Annotated in this window: 18 protein-coding genes; 12 read left to right on the forward strand and 6 right to left on the reverse strand. The window is 61.4% G+C overall.

Annotated features, from left to right (window positions below):
- Window positions 1-17: 17 nt before the first annotated feature.
- Complete coding sequence (locus M5B44_RS16015; protein WP_248739841.1) at window positions 18-1604, reverse strand: ABC transporter substrate-binding protein; 1587 nt, start codon at window positions 1602-1604, stop codon at window positions 18-20.
- A 446-nt stretch (window positions 1605-2050) separates the two neighbouring features.
- On the opposite strand from M5B44_RS16015, the gene rpmB reads away from it, so the two are divergent.
- Window positions 2051-2284 carry a 50S ribosomal protein L28 gene (rpmB, locus tag M5B44_RS16020; RefSeq protein ID WP_003229474.1) on the forward strand — a complete coding sequence of 78 codons (234 nt, stop codon included), beginning with the start codon at window positions 2051-2053 and terminating at the stop codon, window positions 2282-2284.
- Between the two features lie 11 nt (window positions 2285-2295).
- Window positions 2296-2451, forward strand: a complete 156-nt coding sequence (gene rpmG / locus M5B44_RS16025; protein ID WP_003177274.1) for a 50S ribosomal protein L33 — start codon at window positions 2296-2298, stop codon at window positions 2449-2451.
- 73 nt (window positions 2452-2524) lie between these two features.
- On the opposite strand, the gene M5B44_RS16030 is transcribed toward rpmG, so the two are convergent.
- The gene (locus M5B44_RS16030) at window positions 2525-2887 is read right to left on the reverse strand and encodes a cupin domain-containing protein (RefSeq protein ID WP_248739842.1); all 363 of its coding nucleotides are present in this window, start codon (window positions 2885-2887) and stop codon (window positions 2525-2527) included.
- A 236-nt stretch (window positions 2888-3123) separates the two neighbouring features.
- Here M5B44_RS16030 and M5B44_RS16035 point away from each other — a divergent pair, with 236 nt between their 5' ends.
- Together M5B44_RS16035 and M5B44_RS16040 are read left to right on the forward strand one after the other, a co-directional pair.
- Complete coding sequence (locus M5B44_RS16035) at window positions 3124-4617, forward strand: aldehyde dehydrogenase (RefSeq protein ID WP_085708877.1); 1494 nt, start codon at window positions 3124-3126, stop codon at window positions 4615-4617.
- Between the two features lie 184 nt (window positions 4618-4801).
- Window positions 4802-5947 (forward strand): MFS transporter, encoded by a 1146-nt coding sequence (locus M5B44_RS16040; RefSeq protein ID WP_248739843.1) that lies wholly within the window; start codon window positions 4802-4804, stop codon window positions 5945-5947.
- 21 nt (window positions 5948-5968) lie between these two features.
- Here the strand turns inward: M5B44_RS16040 and M5B44_RS16045 are convergent, their stop codons facing one another.
- Together M5B44_RS16045 and M5B44_RS16050 are read right to left on the reverse strand one after the other, a co-directional pair.
- Window positions 5969-7537 (reverse strand): phospholipase D family protein, encoded by a 1569-nt coding sequence (locus M5B44_RS16045; RefSeq protein ID WP_248739844.1) that lies wholly within the window; start codon window positions 7535-7537, stop codon window positions 5969-5971.
- A gap of 60 nt (window positions 7538-7597) precedes the next feature.
- Window positions 7598-9019, reverse strand: coding sequence for a PLP-dependent aminotransferase family protein (locus tag M5B44_RS16050; protein ID WP_114886319.1), 1422 nt, complete (start codon window positions 9017-9019; stop codon window positions 7598-7600).
- Window positions 9020-9198: 179 nt separating this feature from the next.
- Here M5B44_RS16050 and M5B44_RS16055 point away from each other — a divergent pair, with 179 nt between their 5' ends.
- Window positions 9199-9444 carry a DUF1127 domain-containing protein gene (locus M5B44_RS16055; RefSeq protein WP_248739845.1) on the forward strand — a complete coding sequence of 82 codons (246 nt, stop codon included), beginning with the start codon at window positions 9199-9201 and terminating at the stop codon, window positions 9442-9444.
- A 43-nt stretch (window positions 9445-9487) separates the two neighbouring features.
- Here M5B44_RS16055 and M5B44_RS16060 read toward each other — a convergent pair whose 3' ends face one another.
- A complete protein-coding gene (locus M5B44_RS16060; RefSeq protein WP_248739846.1) occupies window positions 9488-10798 on the reverse strand; it encodes an NAD(P)/FAD-dependent oxidoreductase in 1311 nt (436 codons plus the stop codon).
- Window positions 10799-10943: 145 nt separating this feature from the next.
- On the opposite strand from M5B44_RS16060, the gene M5B44_RS16065 reads away from it, so the two are divergent.
- A complete protein-coding gene (locus M5B44_RS16065; protein WP_248739847.1) occupies window positions 10944-11297 on the forward strand; it encodes a YkgJ family cysteine cluster protein in 354 nt (117 codons plus the stop codon).
- Between the two features lie 4 nt (window positions 11298-11301).
- On the opposite strand, the gene M5B44_RS16070 is transcribed toward M5B44_RS16065, so the two are convergent.
- A complete protein-coding gene (locus M5B44_RS16070) occupies window positions 11302-11790 on the reverse strand; it encodes an Lrp/AsnC ligand binding domain-containing protein (RefSeq protein WP_003177284.1) in 489 nt (162 codons plus the stop codon).
- Window positions 11791-11944: 154 nt separating this feature from the next.
- Between M5B44_RS16070 and dadA the strand changes: the two genes are divergently transcribed.
- From dadA to M5B44_RS16100, 6 genes are all read left to right on the forward strand, one after another.
- On the forward strand, window positions 11945-13249 hold the full coding sequence (dadA, locus tag M5B44_RS16075) for a D-amino acid dehydrogenase (protein ID WP_085731396.1): 1305 nt from the start codon (window positions 11945-11947) through the stop codon (window positions 13247-13249).
- Entirely contained in the window at window positions 13221-13574 is a 354-nt protein-coding gene (locus M5B44_RS16080) for a RidA family protein (protein ID WP_039765240.1), read from the forward strand. The genes dadA and M5B44_RS16080 overlap by 29 nt, the downstream gene beginning before the upstream one ends.
- Window positions 13575-13669: 95 nt before the next feature.
- Window positions 13670-14743, forward strand: a complete 1074-nt coding sequence (gene alr / locus M5B44_RS16085; protein ID WP_248740065.1) for an alanine racemase — start codon at window positions 13670-13672, stop codon at window positions 14741-14743.
- 89 nt (window positions 14744-14832) lie between these two features.
- Entirely contained in the window at window positions 14833-15381 is a 549-nt protein-coding gene (locus M5B44_RS16090) for a cupin domain-containing protein (RefSeq protein WP_003229444.1), read from the forward strand.
- Window positions 15382-15563: 182 nt separating this feature from the next.
- Window positions 15564-15980 carry a c-type cytochrome gene (locus M5B44_RS16095; RefSeq protein ID WP_025112727.1) on the forward strand — a complete coding sequence of 139 codons (417 nt, stop codon included), beginning with the start codon at window positions 15564-15566 and terminating at the stop codon, window positions 15978-15980.
- 136 nt (window positions 15981-16116) lie between these two features.
- Window positions 16117-18039 (forward strand): acetyl-CoA hydrolase/transferase C-terminal domain-containing protein, encoded by a 1923-nt coding sequence (locus tag M5B44_RS16100; RefSeq protein ID WP_248739848.1) that lies wholly within the window; start codon window positions 16117-16119, stop codon window positions 18037-18039.
- The last annotated feature ends 15 nt before the right edge of the window (window positions 18040-18054 follow it).

An 18054-nucleotide genomic window follows, 5' to 3' on the forward strand; every position in this document is an offset into this window, starting at 1 on the left:
CTGCAAGCCGGGGCGGATTACTTGAGGGTGACCTTGGAGTAATCCTGCCGCCCGAACGGGCTCACCGAGTAACCCTGCACGTCTTTACGCGTCAGGGCGTAGGCGGTCGGATGCGCCAGCGGCAACCACAGCGCCTGTTGCTGGATCTGCGCCTGCGCCTGTTCGTAGAGCTTGGTGCGCACGCCCTGCTCACTGGTGGTCTTGCCGGCGCTGATCAGTTTGTCCAGGTCGGCGTTGCAGTAGCGGGCGAAGTTGGTGCCGGACTTCACTGCCGCGCAGGAAAACTGCGGGGTGAGGAAGTTGTCCGGGTCGCCGTTGTCGCCGGCCCAGCCCATGAACAGCAGGTCATGCTCGCCAGCCTTGGCACGACGAATCAGTTCACCCCATTCGATCACGCGGATTTCCGCCTGAATGCCGATTTCCGCCAGATCCGATTGCAGCAGTTGTGCACCCAGGCTCGGGTTCGGGTTGAGCAGGCTGCCGGACGGACGCGTCCAGATGGTGGTCTGGAAACCGTCCTTCAGTCCGGCCTTGGCCAGCAAGGCCTTGGCTTTTGCCGCGTCATGCGGGTAACCCGGCAGATTCTTCGCGTAGCTCCAGGTGTTCGGTGGGTACGGGCCGTTGGCGGGTTCGGCGGTGTCTTCGAACACAGCTTTCAGGTAGTTGGCCTTATCGAAGGCGAGGTTGATCGCCTGACGCACTTCCGGCTTGTCCAATGGTGGATGCTGACTGTTGATGCCAACGAAAGCAGTCATGAACGCGTCAGTCTTTTCGACTTTCAGCGTCGGCTCTTCCTTCGCGGCCTGTACGTCCAATGGTTTTGGCGACAGGGCGATCTGACACTCGTTACGCCGCAGTTTTTGCAGGCGCACGTTGGCGTCCGGGGTGATGGCGAAGATCAACGGATCCACCGCAGGCTTGCCGCCAAAGTAGTCCGGGTTGGCCTTGTAGCGGATCGAGGCGTCTTTCTGGAACCGGGTGAACACGAACGGGCCGGTGCCGATCGGCTGGCTGTTGAGCTTGTCGGTCGCGTTGGCCTTGAGCAGCTTGTCGGCGTATTCGGCGGAATAGATCGAGGCGAAACCCATGCTCAGGGTCGCCAGGAACGTTGAGTCCGGATGATCGAGGGTGAAGCGCACGGTCAGCGGGTCCAGTGCGTCGATCTTCTTGATCAGGCTCGGCAACTGCATCGATTGGGCGTGTGGAAAGCCGCTCTGGGCAACCTTGTGCCACGGATTGGCCGGGTCGAGCATGCGGTCGAAGCTGAATTTGACGTCTTCGGCAGTCAGTTCACGGGTCGGCTTGAAGTACTCGGTGCTGTGGAACTTCACCTGCGGGTGCAGTTTGAATATATAAGTCAGGCCGTCGGTGCTGACTTCCCAGCTGTCGGCCAGGCTCGGGACCACTTTGCCGGTTACCGTATCGAAGTCCACCAGGCGGTTCATCAGCACATCGGCCGAGGCGTTGGTGGTGGTCAGCGAGTTGTACTGCACCACGTCGAACCCTTCGGGGCTGGCCTCGGTGCACACGCTCAGGGCGGCGGCATGGGCCAGGGGGCTCAGCAATAACGGGGCGAGCAACAGGGGGAGGGCAGCGAGGCGCATGGTCGGCTTCCTTTACAGATCGAAGGCCCATCTGCAAGTGCAGTCTGGAAAAGGCCTACCCTAGTGGTCGCGATTGCAAATGACTATCCCCTTTTTGCATTTTCGGGGCCTGAAGACTGAGGATTTGTCGGAAGTGGCGGCAGGAAAAGTCTCGAATGCGGGTATGATCGGTTTTCTTCGACGAATGGTAAAAATTGCCGCCAGCCTTTGCCCAAGGCGCTTGCAGGCAGAAAAAGCGGCTTTTTGGCCATTCATTGCACACGGAAAGTTGTTGCTCCGTGGTCTTTCTGGTATAAAGCAGCGCTCTTTTCTAGGGGCCCGGTTCCTTCGCTTGTAGGTGTAGCCGGTAAGACCTCTAAAGAATCGCGGCGCCTGGCGCCACAATGACTAGAGATTAAGCGGCCAACCCATGCCGGGTTGGGCATGTGGTTTTAGAGGGCTGAGGCATGTCTAGAGTATGTCAAGTTACCGGTAAGGGTCCGGTAACCGGGAATAACATTTCCCACGCAAACAACAAAACCCGTCGTCGTTTCCTGCCGAACCTGCAGCATCACCGCTTCTGGGTTGAAGAAGAGAAACGTTTCGTACGCCTGCGCGTTTCCGCCAAAGGCATGCGTATCATCGACAAGCGTGGCATCAGCGTTGTGCTGGCCGAGCTGCGTCGCGACGGCAAGATTTAAGGGAGCTAATCATGCGTGAATTGATTCGTTTGATTTCGAGCGCCGGTACTGGTCACTTCTACACTACCGACAAGAACAAGCGTACTACCCCGGACAAAATCGAGATCAAGAAATATGATCCGGTTGTTCGCAAGCACGTGATCTACAAGGAAGGCAAAATCAAGTAATTGATTTTTCCCGACTTACGAAAAAGGCCCGTATCTCACGATACGGGCCTTTTTTGTTGCCTGGCGAAAGGCTTCAGGCCTTCTGTTCGAAGATCACGTAGACCTTGCGGCATGCCTCCAGCACTTCCCAGGTGCCACGGAAGCCAGCCGGAATCACGAAGCGGTCGCCGACACGCAAAGTCTTGGCATTGCCTTCGCCGTCACGCAGCACCGAAACGCCCTGGAGGATTTCGCAGTATTCGTGTTCGGTGTAATTCACCGTCCACTGACCCACCGCACCTTCCCACACGCCGACGCCCATTTGCCCGCAAGGGCTGTCGTACTGATTGAACACCGCTTGTTCGGGATCGCCCTTGAGTACTTTGGCCGGGTCCGGGCGGTAGCGATCGGCCTGGTCCATGGTCAGGCTGATGTCGACGACGTTCTGGATGTTCATTGTTGTTTTCTCCTGTGATGACGGCGCGATGGCTTGAAAGGGCCAAAGTCTATGTTGATTAAATTGAACGCCGCAAGGCGATATAGAAGCCTTATGTCAAATATATTGAAACAACCCCGGCCGCTGGTTTAGGGTGGCGGGTGCCTTGGGCCGAAAACAGGCTGGCCGGGCAGAATTCCTGAGGACGCCGGCGAAGATCGCGCGGCGCTCGTATTCAACAAGAGGAGGACACTCGAATGACCACCCTGACTCGTGCCGACTGGGAACAACGCGCCCGCGACCTGAAGATCGAAGGCCGCGCCTACCTCAATGGCGAGTACACCGATGCCGTCTCCGGCGAGACCTTCGAGTGCATCAGCCCGGTCGATGGCCGTCTGCTGGGCAAGATTGCCAGCTGTGACGCCGCCGATGCCCAGCGCGCCGTGGAAAACGCCCGCGCCACGTTCAATTCCGGTGTCTGGTCGCGCCTGGCGCCGACCAAACGCAAAGCCACCATGATCCGTTTCGCCGGTCTGCTCAAGCAGCACGCCGAAGAGCTGGCCCTGCTCGAAACCCTCGACATGGGCAAGCCGATCAGCGATTCGCTATACATCGACGTGCCGGGTGCCGCGCAAGCCCTGAGCTGGAGCGGTGAAGCGATCGACAAGATCTACGACGAAGTCGCCGCCACCCCGCACGACCAACTGGGTCTGGTAACCCGCGAGCCAGTGGGCGTGGTCGGTGCCATCGTGCCGTGGAACTTCCCGCTGATGATGGCCTGCTGGAAGCTCGGCCCGGCGCTGTCGACCGGTAACTCGGTGATCCTCAAGCCGTCGGAAAAATCCCCGCTGACCGCCATCCGCATCGCCGAACTGGCGGTCGAGGCCGGCATACCGAAAGGTGTGCTGAACGTGCTGCCGGGTTACGGCCACACCGTCGGCAAGGCGCTCGCTCTGCACAATGACGTCGACACCCTGGTGTTCACCGGTTCGACCAAGATCGCCAAGCAACTGATGATCTACTCCGGCGAATCGAACATGAAACGCGTCTGGCTGGAAGCCGGCGGCAAGAGCCCGAACATCGTGTTTGCCGATGCGCCGGACCTGCAAGCCGCCGCCGAATCCGCCGCCAGCGCCATCGCCTTCAACCAGGGCGAAGTCTGCACCGCCGGCTCCCGTCTGCTGGTCGAGCGTTCGATCAAGGACAAATTCCTGCCGATGGTGATCGAGGCGCTGAAAGCCTGGAAACCGGGCAACCCGCTGGACCCGGCCACCAACGTGGGTGCGCTGGTCGACACCCAACAAATGAACACTGTGCTGTCCTACATCGAGTCGGGCCACACCGACGGCGCCAAACTGGTGGCCGGCGGCAAGCGCATCCTTCAGGAAACCGGTGGCACCTACGTCGAGCCGACGATTTTCGACGGCGTGAGCAATGCGATGAAGATCGCTCAGGAAGAGATCTTCGGCCCGGTGCTGTCGGTCATTGCCTTCGATACCGCCGAGGAGGCGATCAACATCGCCAACGACACGCCTTACGGTCTGGCGGCAGCGGTCTGGACCCAGGATATCTCCAAGGCGCACCTGACCGCCAAGGCACTGCGTGCCGGCAGCGTGTGGGTCAACCAGTACGATGGCGGCGACATGACCGCACCGTTCGGCGGCTTCAAGCAGTCGGGCAACGGCCGTGACAAGTCGCTGCACGCGTTCGACAAATACACCGAGCTGAAGGCGACCTGGATCAAGCTGTAAAACGTTGAGGGAGCCTGCTCAGGCGGGCTCCCGAACGATACAAAGATCCCTGTGGGAGCGAGCTTGCTCGCGATAGCGGTGTATCCGTCAGCAAATCGGCTGAATGTGAAACCGTTTTCGCGAGCAAGCCCGCTCCCACAGTGTTTTGTGGTGCACATAAAAATTATCCACAGGAGCGTGGACCATGCGTTGGGCGACGTATTTCGCCGTGTTGGCGTCTGTCTTGAGTGTTGGCCTGGCCCTTGGCGTCAGCATGCCGCTGGTGTCGTTGCGTCTGGAGGGCTGGGGTTATGGTTCGTTCGCCATCGGCGTGATGGCGGCGATGCCGGCCATTGGCGTGTTGCTGGGGGCGAAGGTTTCCAGTCATCTGGCGGCGCGCTTCGGCACGGCGAATCTGATGCGTCTGTGCCTTTGGGGCGGGGCGTTGTCCATCGGTTTTCTGGCGCTGCTGCCGAGCTACCCGATCTGGCTGGTGCTGCGGCTGATGATCGGGGTGATCCTGACCATTGTCTTCATCCTCGGCGAGAGCTGGATCAATCAACTGGTGGTCGAGCAGTGGCGCGGGCGATTGGTGGCGCTGTATGGCAGCAGTTATGCGCTCAGCCAGCTGTCCGGCCCGTTGCTGCTGGGCGCACTTGGCACCGAGCATGATTACGGCTTCTGGGTAGGTGTCGGCCTTTTGATCGCTGCGCCACTTCTGTTGCTGGGTCGCAGCGGTGCGCCGAGCAGTGAAGCCAGCAGCGTGACCTTCGGCGATCTGTGGGGGTTCAGTCGCGAATTGCCGGCAATTGCCTGGGCGGTGTCGTTGTTCGCCGCGTTCGAGGCGATGATCCTGACCCTGTTGCCGGTGTACTGCCTGCAACAGGGCTTCACGGCGGAAATAGCGCTGGCGATGGTCAGCACCGTGGTGGTGGGCGACGCGCTGCTGCAATTGCCCATCGGTGCGCTGGCCGACTACCTGTCGCGGCGAACCTTGTTCGCCGGTTGCGCCGTGGTGCTGATGCTGTCGAGTCTGGCGATCCCGATGCTGATCGACACCCTGCTGATCTGGCCGTTGTGGGTGCTGTTCGGCGCCAGTGCCGGTGGCTTGTTCACCCTGTCGCTGATCCTGATCGGCGAGCGCTACCGTGATGACGCGCTGGTGCGCGCCAATGCGCATGTCGCGCAGCTGTGGGGTGTTGGTTGCCTGATTGGCCCGTTGGCGGCGGGGGCGGGCAGCCAATGGATCAGCGGGCACGCGTTGCCGTGGTTCATGGCGGCCGGGGCGTTCGGGCTGGTGATTCTGCTGTCGCGGCAGGGGGCGTTCGGCAAGGTGCCGGAGCCTGCCTGATGACCCGGCTGGAGCGGACGGCTACAGCATCCGCTCCAGTCCCACCGTGGTGCTGAACCACGCATTGAAGCGCCGCCACCAGCTGCCGGGTTCCTTGGTCAACGTGTGCATCTGACCGTTGTCTTCGGTGACCCAGACGACTTTCCCGTCCTGAAGTTTTGCTTCATAGCTCAGCGCTGGCGCCATGCCCTGCAAGGCCAGTTCCCGAACGTGGGCAGCCAGTTCGGGACTGTCCACCAGCACCCCGACTTCGGTGTTCCACAGCACCGAGCGCGGGTCGAAATTGAACGAGCCGATGAACGCTTTTTTTCCGTCGAAGATCATCGCCTTGCTGTGCAGGCTGGAATCCGAGCCGCGAAACGATTTGCTGTAAAACAGGTGCGGGCCGCTGCCGAAGTTATCCCCGGGCTGGCGCCGCAGCTCATACAACTTCACGCCATGTTCCAGCAATGCCTTGCGATAGGGCGCGTAACCCCCGTGCACCGCCGGCACGTCGGTGGCTTCCAGCGAGTTGGTCAGCAGGCTCACCGAAACGCCCGCATCGGCACGGCCAGTCAAGTAAACCAGCCCTGGCTGACCCGGCACGAAGTAGGCGGAAATCATCATCAGCTCCTTGGTGACGCCCCGCAGCTCCGGTGCCAGTTGTGTGGTCAGCAGCAGTTGCGGATCCGGCTCGCCGTCCGCCAGCACCTTGCTCGGTGCATCCCACAGCGCCTGGTTCCAGGCCCAGATCAGCTCCCGGCGCCAGATGTCCATGCGCGGATGGGTAGTGAAGGTCATCAATTGCTGATACAGCGCGTGGTTCTGTTTGCGGGTTTCTTCGAGGGACTCTTCCAGGCGCGTGCGGGTGTTCTGCAGATCTTTGGCCGAGGGCTTGCTGGAGAGAAATTCCTCGATCGGCTTGCTCAGGGCGCTGTTCCAGTACTGATCGAAGCCGTGCCCGAGCTGTTCGGCGACCGGCCCGACGCTGAGCATGTCGATGTCGGTGAAGTTCAGGTTGGGCTCGGCATCGAAATACTCGTCACCCAGATTGCGCCCGCCGACAATGGCGGCGCTGTTGTCCGCCAGCCACAGTTTGTTGTGCATGCGCCGGTGTTGCTGCGACAGGTTGAACAGGCGGCCTGCGGCACGGGTCACGCCAGTGCTGCGGCCCAGGTGCAGTGGATTGAACAGGCGGATCTGGATATTCGGATGCGCCGCCAGCGTGGCGATGATCAGGTCGAGGCCGTCGCTGGTGGTGTCGTCCAGCAGGATGCGTACCCGTACGCCACGGTCGGCAGCCTTCAGCACTTCTTCCACCAGCATCCGCGTACTGATGCCGTCGTGGACGATGTAGTACTGCAAATCGAGGCTGCTCTGGGCGTTGCGGATCAACTCGGCACGGGCGGTGAAGGCTTCGGTGCTGTTGGACAGCAGGCGAAAGCCGGACTGGCCTTTGTACGGCGCCGCCTGGGCCTGGATAGAGCGGCCGAAGCTCGATGCAGAGGCCGGCAATGCCTGGCTTGGCTCGCGCGGCACGTCGAGGGTCGCGCAACCGCCCAGGAACGAGGCGAGTAGCAGCAGAGCGAGTAGGGGCTGTCTGAAGCTCACGTAGGATCGTTCCGATTGGCGGCAAGGGTCGGCATATGGACGCGGGTCTCTGGAAAAAGGTCAGTCGGCTTCAGCGAGCAGCTTGATCGCCGCCGCACCGACTTTGCGCACGGCTTCTTCGATGAGCGGTGTCGGCTTGGCAGCGTAGTTCATGCGCAGGCAATTGCGGTACTTGCCCGAGGCGGAAAAAATACTGCCGACAGCAATCTGTACGCCTTGATCGTGCAGTGCGCGATTCAGTTTCAGCGTATCGAAACCTTCCGGCAGTTCGACCCAGAGCATGAAGCTGCCCTGCGGGCGGCTGGCGCGAGTGCCGGCCGGGAAATAACGGGTCACCCAATCGATCATCACGTCGCGATTACGCTGATATTGCGTACGCATCCGCCGCAAATGTGGTTCGAAGTGCCCGGCTTTCAGAAACTCGGCGATGGCGATCTGCGGTTGTGGCGCGGTGGAGCCGGTGCTGATGTATTTCATGTGCAGCACCCGCTCGAGGTATCGACCCGGCGCGACCCAGCCGATACGCAGCCCCGGCGCGAGGGTCTTGGAGAACGAACTGCACAGCAACACACGGCCGTCTTCGTCGAAGGATTTGATCGTACGTGGGCGCGGATAGGTGTAGGCCAGTTCGCCATACACGTCGTCCTCGATGATCGCCACGTCGAAGCGCTGGGCCAGCGTCAACAACGCGCGTTTGCGCGACTCCGGCATGATGTAGCCGAGGGGGTTGTTGCAGTTGGGCGTGAGCTGGATGACCTTGATCGGCCACTGCTCCAGTGCCAGTTCCAGGGCTTCGAGGCTGATGCCGGTGAGCGGGTCGGTGGGGATTTCCAGGGCTTTCATGCCCAGCCCTTTGAGGGTCTGCATGGCGCCGTGAAAGCTTGGCGAATCCACCGCGACGATGTCCCCCGGCTCGCAGATCGCGTGGATGCTGGTGGACAGCGCTTCGTGGCAACCGGTGGTGACGACGAGGTCGCTGGCGCTCAACTGGCAACCCGAATCGAGCATCAGCCGGGCGATCTGCTCGCGCAGTTCGAGGGTGCCGTGGATATTATCGTAATACAGACCGGGCATGTCCTGGCGGCGACTGATACGGGCCAGCCCGCGCAGCAGCGGCTTCATCGTCGGTGACGAGATGTCCGGCATGCCGCGACCGAGCTGCACCACGTCCTTGCGCGGCACGGCGCGAATCAGTTCCAGCACCTGATCCCACTGGGAAATCTCCACCGGACGCTGGGCCGGACGCCCGATGGCCGGCAGTTCCGGTAGCTCGCGGCCAACCGGCACGAAGTAGCCGGACTTGGGTTTTGGCGTGGCCAGGCCGCTGTCTTCCAGCATTCGATAGGCCTGCTGCACCGTGCTCAGGCTCACCCCATGTTCTACGCTCAAGGCGCGCACCGACGGCAGGCGATCGCCAGGACGGTAGAAGCCTTGTTCGATGCGGGTGCCGAGCAACTCGGCAAGGTTCACATACAGGGTCATGGCACTGCCTCGATGCAGGTGATTCGAAAAACCAGTACAGATGCGGCGTAAATCGACAATTCAGTCCCGGAGACAGCAAATCTGTATGGAAATAATACAGATGTGTTGAATCTGTAATGCTTTTGTCGGCCCGCGCATCATGGAATCTCTGGCTACCCAAGTAAACAGGAGCGACAAAAATGAACGGCTTGAGCGATGTGCGGCTGACGTTACACAGTCAGGAACTGGAGGCAGGGCAACAGGACAACGCGCGCAACGAGATGCTGCGCAACGCGCCGTCCGGCCTGAGTCGCTGGGGTCTGTTCTGGCATCGTCTGCACACACGCAAAGCGTTGCTGGGCCTGACACCGGAACAGCTCAAGGATGTCGGGCTGACCCGGGAGCAGGCGCTGGAGGAGGGGTTGAAGCCGTTCTGGCGGATCTGAGATCTGTATCAGGATTGTTCCCACGCTCTGCGTGGGAACGATCTCAGACCAGTTCTTTGAGCCGATGCCACAACATCCCCAACGCCAGCAACGGCGAGCGCAGATGCTTGCCGCCTGGGAAGGTGATGTGTGGCACTTTGGCGAACAGATCAAAGCCGCCACTGTGCTGGCCGCTGATGGCCTCGGCCAGCAACTTGCCCGCCAGGTGCGTGGCATTCACGCCGTGGCCGGAATAGGCCTGGGCGTAATACACGTTCGGCTGATCGCTTATCCGGCCAATCTGCGGCAGGCGGTTGGCACCGATGCCGATCATCCCGCCCCACTGATAATCGATCTTCGCCGAGGCGAGCTGCGGGAACACCTCCAGCATCTTCGGCCGCATGTACGCGCCGATGTCTTTCGGGTCTCGCCCCGAGTAATGGCAGGCACCGCCGAACAACAGGCGACGGTCCGCCGAGAGCCGGTAGTAATCCAGCGCCACCCGTTGATCGCAGACCGCCATGTTCTGCGGCAGCAGGGCGTGGGCCTGTTCTTCGCTCAGTGGTTCAGTGGCGATGATGTAGCTGCCGGCCGGCAGCACCTTGCCGCTGAGTTGCGGATTCAGATTGTTGAGATAGGCATTGCAGCCCAGCACAAGGGTCTTTGCCCGCACCGAACCTTGCGCCGTATGGACCCGGACTTCGGGGCCGTAGTCGATGCGGGTGACCGCCGATTGCTCGAACAGCTTCACCCCCAGTTGCTGCGCTGCTGCGGCTTCGCCTAGTGCCAGGTTCAGCGGATGCAGATGGCCGGAACCCATGTCGATCAAGCCACCGACATAGCGTTTGGAGCCGACCACGGTGTGCATCTCGTTGGCCTGCAGCAGGCGGGTTTTGTAGCGGTAACCGAGGCCGCGCAACTCTTCAGCGTCTTCGGCAAAGCCTTCCAGGTCGGAAGGTTTGTTGGCGAGGTCGCAGTAACCCCAGGTCAGGTCGCAGGGGATCTGAAACTTCTCGACGCGCTGTCGGACGATTTCCACCGCTTCCAGTCCCATGAGTTTCATCTGACGCACACCGTCGGCGCCGATCACGTTGGCGAACTGATCGAGGCCGTGACCGACCCCGCGAATCAACTGTCCGCCGTTACGGCCGCTGGCTCCCCAGCCGATCCGGTGCGCCTCCAGCAGCACCACGCTCAAGCCGCGCTCGGCCAGTTCCAGCGCGGTGTTCAGCCCGGAGAAGCCGCCACCGACCACGCACACGTCCGCGATCAGCTCACCTTGCAGCACCGGATGGTTGGGCTGCGGCAGGCTGCTGGCGGCGTAATAAGAGGCAACGTGGGGTTGGCTCGCGAAGGCTTGGGCGCGGGCATTCATGGGCGTCATCCTGAGCGGGTGTCGAGAAAATTTGACGGAGCATAAGCCGCAGGCCCGAGGCCGGGCAACATTGGTCGGCCTGTGGTGTCTGGATCGCGGCTTTTGCGGCACAATTGCCGCCTATTCCGCTCCGGTTACCGCTGCAATGAGCTGCAACAGTCAGAAAATCCGCACCCTGCGTCAGCAGATTCCCACGTTCGAGTGCGTGCCGGGCTGTCACGACTGCTGCGGGCCGGTGACCACTTCGCCCGAGGAAATGTTCCGGCTGCCGCGCAAGACCCGCGCCGAGCAGGATGCGGCCATGGAAGAACTCAACTGCGTACACCTGGGGCCGAACGGCTGCACGGTGTATGACGAACGGCCGCTGATCTGCCGCTTGTTCGGCACCACCCGGACCTTGCCGTGCCCCAACGGCCGGCGGCCGGTGGAGCTGATTCACCCACGGGTCGAGAAGCAGGTGTTCGAATACATGGCCGAGAACCGGCAGGTGCTGGTCTGAGCGATCAGTCCGGAATCGGCAGGCTCAGACTCTCTTTCACTTCTTCCATCACGATGTAGCTCTTGGATTCGCGCACGTGCGGCAGCTTGAGCAGGATGTCGCCCAGCAGCTTGCGGTACGAAGCCATCTCGGAAATCCGCGCCTTCACCAGATAGTCGAAATCCCCTGACACCAGGTGGCACTCCAGCACGTGGGGCAGTTTCAGCACGGCGCGTCGGAACTCTTCGAACGTGTCGCCGGATTTGTAGTCGAGGCTGATCTCGACGAACACCAGCAGGCTGCCCTTCAAGTGCTGCGGATTCAGCCGGGCGTTGTAGCCCATGATGATCCCCTCGCGCTCCAGCCGCCGCACCCGCTCCGTGCATGGCGTGGTGGAGAGCCCGACCTTCTCGCCCAGTTCAGTGAATGAAATCCGCCCGTCCGCCTGCAGGATCCGCAAGATGTTGCGGTCGATCTTGTCCAGCTCACGTTTGGTCTGAGTGTTGGTACGCATAGGGGATGCGCCTCCGTGAAAAGGGTTTTTGCCGAGAATTGTCGCCAAATATAGGCGCTTATACAGTGAAAAGCACTGGCGAATCTTTTTTACACTGCGCGCATCATTGCTCTAACAACAGACGTACGCGGCACGCCGCGAGAGGGATACAAAAATGCGCGTTATGGTCTTGGGTAGCGGCGTCATCGGTACCGCCAGTGCTTACTATCTGGCCCGTGCCGGGTTTGAAGTGGTGGTGGTCGACCGGCAGCCAGCCGCGGCCATGGAGACCAGTTTCGCCAACGCCGGCCAGGTCTCGCCGGGCTATGCCTCGCCGTGGGCTGCGCCGGGCGTTCCGCTCAAGGCCATCAAGTGGCTGCTGCAACGCCACGCGCCGCTGGCGATCAAGGCCACCGCCGACATTGACCAGTACCTGTGGATGGCGCAGATGCTGCGCAACTGCACCGCCAATCGTTACGCGGTGAACAAGGAGCGCATGGTGCGTCTGTCCGAGTACAGCCGCGACTGCCTCGATGAACTGCGCGCCGAAACCGGCATTGCCTACGAAGGCCGCAGCCTGGGCACTACCCAGCTGTTCCGCACTCAGGCGCAACTTGATGGCGCCGCCAAGGACATCGCCGTCCTGAAAGAGTCTGGCGTACCGTTCGAAGTCCTCGACCGCGCCGGCATTGCCCGCGTCGAGCCGGCGCTGGCCAGCGTCACCGACATCCTCGCCGGTGCCCTGCGCCTGCCGAACGACCAGACCGGCGACTGCCAGATCTTCACCACCCGCCTCGCCGAAATGGCCGTGAACCTGGGTGTGGAATTCCGTTTTGGTCAGGACATCCAGCGCCTCGACTTCGCCGGTGACCGCATCAACGGCGTGTGGATCGACGGCAAGCTGGAAACCGCCGACCGCTACGTGCTGGCCCTCGGCAGCTACTCGCCGCAATTGCTCAAGCCGCTGGGCATCAAGGCCCCGGTTTATCCGTTGAAGGGCTACTCGCTGACCGTGCCGATCACCAACCCGGCCATGGCCCCGACTTCGACCATTCTCGACGAGACCTACAAGGTCGCGATCACCCGTTTCGACAACCGCATCCGCGTTGGCGGCATGGCGGAGATCGCCGGTTTTGACCTGTCGCTGAACCCGCGTCGGCGCGAAACCCTGGAGATGATCGTCAACGACCTTTATCCTCAGGGCGGCAATCTGGCCGAAGCGAGTTTCTGGACCGGCCTGCGTCCAACCACGCCGGACGGCACCCCGATCGTCGGCGCCACCCCGTTCAAGAACCTGTTCCTGAACACCGGTCACGGCACCCTCGGCTGGACCATGGCGTGCGGCTCCGGTCGCTTGCTGGCTGACCTGATGGCGAAGAAAAAGCCGCAGATCAGCGCCGAAGGCCTCGATATTTCCCGTTATGGCAACAAGACCCAGGAGTCCGCAAAGCATGGCAATCCAGCGCCAGCTCACCAATGAGCGCATGAGTCAGATCGTCAGCCACAACGGTACGGTGTATCTGTCCGGGCAGGTCGGCGATGACTTCAACGCCGGTGTCGAACAGCAGACCCGCGACGTACTCGCCAATATCGAGCGTCTGCTGGATCTGGCCGGGACTGACAAGCAGCATCTGCTATCGGCGACGATCTACCTGAACGACATCGAGGCGCACTTCGCCGGAATGAACTCGGTGTGGGATCAGTGGCTGCCCAAAGGCGCCGCGCCGGCCCGGGCCACCGTCGAAGCGAAGATGGCCAAGCCGAGCATTCTGGTCGAGATCTCCATCGTCGCCGCGTTGCCGTAAACCGTTGTAAAGATCCCTCTCCCGGTGCTGTTGGCGGTTCACGTCGTCAGCCAGCGCCGGTTTTTATTCCCATGACCGCCAAGAAGTCTGCTGCCATGCGTCCTGCCCGTGCCCTGATCGATCTAGAAGCCCTGCGTCACAACTACCGTATCGCCCGTGAAATCACCGGTGCCAAGGCACTGGCGGTGATCAAGGCCGACGCCTACGGCCATGGCGCAGTGCGTTGCGCCCAGGCGCTGGAGGCTGAAGCGGACGGCTTCGCGGTGGCGTGTATCGAAGAAGCCCTGGAGCTGCGTGCCGCCGGGATTCGTGCGCCGGTGCTGTTGCTTGAAGGCTTTTTCGAGGCCGATGAGCTGGCGCTGATCGTCGAGCACGATTTCTGGTGCGTGGTGCATTCGCTGTGGCAGCTCGAAGCCATCGAGCAAGCGGCGTTGAGCAAACCGATCACCGTGTGGCTGAAACTCGATTCGGGCATGCACCGCGTCGGCCTGCATCCGAAGGATTACCCGGCGGCTTACCAGCGTCTGCTGGCCAGCGGCAAAGTGGCGAAAGTCGTGCTGATGAGCCACTTCGCCCGGGCCGATGAGCTGCATGAGCAAAGCAGTGCCGATCAGGTTGCCGTGTTCGAAGCCGCACGTCAGGGCCTGGCGGCCGAAGTCAGCCTGCGCAACTCGCCGGCGGTGCTGGGCTGGCCGCAGATTCACAGCGACTGGGTACGCCCGGGCATCATGCTCTACGGCGCCACCCCGTTCGAAGAAGCCAACGCCGTGGCCGATCGCCTGCAGCCGGTGATGACCCTGGAATCGAAAGTCATCAGTGTGCGCGAACTGCCGGCCGGCGAGCCGGTGGGCTATGGCGCAAAATTCATCACCGACAAACCGATGCGCATCGGCGTGGTCGCCATGGGTTACGCCGACGGTTACCCGCGTCAGGCACCGACCGGTACCCCGGTGATGGTGGCCGGCAAACGCAGCCGCATTCTGGGCCGCGTGTCGATGGACATGCTGTGCATCGACCTGACCGACGTACCGGAAGCAGGCCTGGGTTCGACCGTCGAGCTGTGGGGCAAGAACATCCTCGCCAGCGACGTGGCGAAGTGGGCGGACACCATTCCGTACCAGATCTTCTGCAACCTGCGCCGGGTCCCAAGGCTCTATTCCGAGGGTTGAGGCCCGGGCCGGGCCCAAGTGTTGTAAATACTGAACGCTGTCGCCATGATAACGCTCAATATTTCTACAACACTCAGGAGGCCCAAGCCTTGGACGTCGGTGAACGACTGCAATCGATCCGCAAGCTCAAAGGGCTTTCCCAGCGTGAGCTCGCCAAGCGCGCGGGCGTCACCAACAGCACCATTTCGATGATCGAAAAGAACAGCGTCAGTCCTTCGATCAGTTCGCTGAGGAAAGTGCTGGGCGGGATTCCCATGTCCATGGTCGAGTTCTTTTCCGAAGAAATCCTCCAGGAAAAACCGACCCAGATCGTCTACAAGGCCAACGAGCTGATCGACATTTCCGACGGTGCCGTGACCATGAAACTGGTCGGCCGCGCGCACCCGAGCCGGGCCATCGCGTTCCTTAATGAAATCTATCCACCGGGCGCCGATACCGGCGAAGAAATGCTCACCCATGAAGGCGAGGAAACCGGGATTCTGGTGGAAGGTCGTCTGGAACTGGTGGTGGGCCTTGAAACTTTTATCCTCGAAGCCGGCGACAGCTACTACTTTGAAAGTACCAAGCCGCATCGTTTCCGTAATCCGTTCGACGCACCGGCGCGACTAATCAGCGCAGCCACGCCGGCGAACTTTTAAACCGAGAGACGCCAGGCCACTGCGGCAAAGGTGTCCGGACTGTTTGACCGATGCGCAACAAGACCCCTTTAACTTTGGGGTTGTTTCAGTGTGGCGGGCTACCCGCTATACTTGCGCCCGCCTGCGAACCGTGGCCGCAGGCGTGAATAGCCACCATTGAGGGTGAACGCGTGAATCTAATTATGAAAATGCTGGCTGCACCAGCAACCGTACTGGCCCTCTGGGCTGTCAGCGCTCAAGCTGCGACGAATGACGACATTGCCAAACGCCTCGAGCCTGTCGGCCAGGTGTGTGTTCAAGGGCAAGAGTGCAAGGGGATGGAAGTCGCCGCTTCGGCAGGCGGCGGTGGCGGCGCCAAGACGCCGGATGAAGTGATTGCCAAACATTGCAACGCTTGCCACGGCACCGGCCTGCTGGGCGCACCGAAAATCGGTGACGCGGCAGCCTGGAAAGACCGTGCCGATCACCAGGGTGGCCTCGACGGCCTGCTGGCCAAAGCCATCACCGGCCTGAACTCGATGCCTCCAAAAGGCACCTGCGCCGATTGCTCGGATGACGAGCTGAAGGGCGCGATCCAGAAGATGTCCGGCCTGAAATAAGCCACGCTTCTGACGAAAAAAACCGTCTTCGGACGGTTTTTTTGTGCCTGCGATTCCGGCCTGAGGCTGTTCATTGCAGCAAACAACCGGCAATCTCGGTCGTACCTCTATTCACGGAACGGGCAGGAGGCTTCAGATGGTGCAGTTGTGTTCGATCGAACAGGCAGTGGACGACGTGCTGGCACGGTTGCCGGCGCATATCCACATGGGTCTGCCGCTGGGGCTGGGCAAACCCAATCCCTTCGTCAACGCGCTGTACCGGCGGGTTGCCGGATTGCCCGAGCGGCAGCTGACGATCTACACCGCCCTGTGCCTCGGTCGTCCGGCCCTGGGCGATGGCTTGCAGAAGCGCTTCATCGAACCCTTCGTCGAGCGGGTGTTCGGTGATTACCCGGAGCTGGATTTCCTCGCCGATCTGCGCCGTGACAGCCTGCCGGCCAACATCCGCATCGAGCAGTTCTTCATGCAGCCCGGCAGCCTGCTCAATAGCGCGCCGGCCCAACAGGATTACGTCAGCAGCAACTACAGCCACGCGGCCCGCGACATCAACGCCGCCGGGCTGAACCTAGTGGCGCAGTTGCTCGCCAGCAGCAGCGAACATCCCGACCGCCTGAGCCTGAGCTGCAACCCGGACATCACCCTCGACCTGTTCCCGATGATCGCCAAGCGCCGGGCGTCGGGGGAGACGATTCTGCTGGTCGGCCAGGTGCACACCGAGTTGCCGTACATGCCGGGCGATGCCGAAGTCGACATCGACACCTTCGACGTGCTGATCGACGAGAAGGACAGCAGCACGCTGTTTTCCACACCGAACATGCCCGTCGGCTTTCAGGATCACTTCATCGGTCTGCACGCCAGCACCCTGGTACGTGATGGCGGCACCTTGCAGATCGGCATCGGCTCGATGGGTGATGCGCTGACCGCTGCGTTGCTGGCGCGTCAGGCTGATAATGCCGGCTACCGGGAGTTGCTGGCCGATGTGAACCTCAGCCAGTGGGCGCAACTGATCGAACGCGAGGGTGGCACTGAGCCGTTCGCCAAAGGCCTTTACGGCTGCAGCGAAATGTTCGTCAACGGTCTGCTGGTGCTGGCGGACGCCGGGATCATCCGGCGCAAGGTCTACCCGGACGTGCAGACTCAGGAGCAGGCCAACGCCGGCACCCTCGACGAGGCGGCGCAAACCGACGGCATTTCAGTGCATGGCGGTTTCTTCCTTGGGCCGCGCAGTTTCTATGAGCGTTTGCGCGAGCTGCCCCACAGCAAACGTCTTGAATTCAACATGACCCGCATCAGCTACATCAACGAGCTGTACGGTCAGGAAGAACTCAAACGCCTGCAACGCGTTGATGCGCGGTTCATCAACACTGTGTTCACCATGACCCTGCTCGGCGCGGGTGTAGCGGATCAACTGCAGGATGGTCGGGTGCTGAGCGGCGTCGGCGGGCAATACAACTTCGTCGCCCAGGGCCATGCGCTGCACGATGCGCGGTCGATTCTGCTGCTGCGCAGCTGGCGCGAATCCGGTGGCGATGTCAGTTCGAACATTGTCTGGGAATATGGCCACTGCACGATTCCACGGCACCTGCGCGACATCGTGGTGACCGAGTACGGCATCGCCGATCTGCGTGGCAAGTCCGATGCGGTGGTAATCGAAGCGTTGCTCAATATCAGCGACTCACGCTTCCAGCAGGGCCTGATCGAACAGGCGCAGAAGGTCGGCAAACTGCCGAAGGACTTTCGCCTCGATCCGCGCTTTACCGACAACACCCCGCAACGCTTGCAGGCGATTGCTGCGCGGCATCCGAACCTGTTTCCGGAGTATCCGCTGGGCTGCGATTTCAATGAGGTCGAGAAGGATCTGTTGCGGGCGCTGAACTGGCTGAAGAGCAAGTTCAAACTGACGGAGATTCTGGAGCTGGGCAAGGCAGCGCTGGATGCGCCGGAGGCTTCGCTGTATCCGGAGCATCTGGCGCGCATGCAGCTCACCCACCCGGAAGGCCTGAAGGAAGACCTGTTTCAGCGGTTGTTGCTCACTGGCCTGAAGGCCACCGCGCAGTAGCATCCGCCGCATCCA

Source organism: Pseudomonas sp. MWU12-2029 (assembly GCF_023242425.1).
GTDB classification, from domain to species: Bacteria; Pseudomonadota; Gammaproteobacteria; order Pseudomonadales; family Pseudomonadaceae; genus Aquipseudomonas; species Aquipseudomonas kribbensis.

Bases quoted from the DNA above. Each gene is read 5' to 3' on its own strand.
- M5B44_RS16015 (WP_248739841.1), bottom strand. From the start codon at position 1,604: ATGCGCCTCGCTGCCCTCCCCCTGTTGCTCGCCCCGTTATTGCTGAGC.
- rpmB (WP_003229474.1), top strand. From the start codon at position 2,051: ATGTCTAGAGTATGTCAAGTTACCGGTAAGGGTCCGGTAACCGGGAAT.
- rpmG (WP_003177274.1), top strand. From the start codon at position 2,296: ATGCGTGAATTGATTCGTTTGATTTCGAGCGCCGGTACTGGTCACTTC.
- M5B44_RS16030 (WP_248739842.1), bottom strand. From the start codon at position 2,887: ATGAACATCCAGAACGTCGTCGACATCAGCCTGACCATGGACCAGGCC.
- M5B44_RS16035 (WP_085708877.1), top strand. From the start codon at position 3,124: ATGACCACCCTGACTCGTGCCGACTGGGAACAACGCGCCCGCGACCTG.
- M5B44_RS16040 (WP_248739843.1), top strand. From the start codon at position 4,802: ATGCGTTGGGCGACGTATTTCGCCGTGTTGGCGTCTGTCTTGAGTGTT.
- M5B44_RS16050 (WP_114886319.1), bottom strand. From the start codon at position 9,019: ATGACCCTGTATGTGAACCTTGCCGAGTTGCTCGGCACCCGCATCGAA.
- M5B44_RS16055 (WP_248739845.1), top strand. From the start codon at position 9,199: ATGAACGGCTTGAGCGATGTGCGGCTGACGTTACACAGTCAGGAACTG.
- M5B44_RS16060 (WP_248739846.1), bottom strand. From the start codon at position 10,798: ATGAATGCCCGCGCCCAAGCCTTCGCGAGCCAACCCCACGTTGCCTCT.
- M5B44_RS16065 (WP_248739847.1), top strand. From the start codon at position 10,944: ATGAGCTGCAACAGTCAGAAAATCCGCACCCTGCGTCAGCAGATTCCC.
- M5B44_RS16070 (WP_003177284.1), bottom strand. From the start codon at position 11,790: ATGCGTACCAACACTCAGACCAAACGTGAGCTGGACAAGATCGACCGC.
- dadA (WP_085731396.1), top strand. From the start codon at position 11,945: ATGCGCGTTATGGTCTTGGGTAGCGGCGTCATCGGTACCGCCAGTGCT.
- M5B44_RS16080 (WP_039765240.1), top strand. From the start codon at position 13,221: ATGGCAATCCAGCGCCAGCTCACCAATGAGCGCATGAGTCAGATCGTC.
- alr (WP_248740065.1), top strand. From the start codon at position 13,670: ATGCGTCCTGCCCGTGCCCTGATCGATCTAGAAGCCCTGCGTCACAAC.
- M5B44_RS16095 (WP_025112727.1), top strand. From the start codon at position 15,564: ATGAAAATGCTGGCTGCACCAGCAACCGTACTGGCCCTCTGGGCTGTC.
- M5B44_RS16100 (WP_248739848.1), top strand. From the start codon at position 16,117: ATGGTGCAGTTGTGTTCGATCGAACAGGCAGTGGACGACGTGCTGGCA.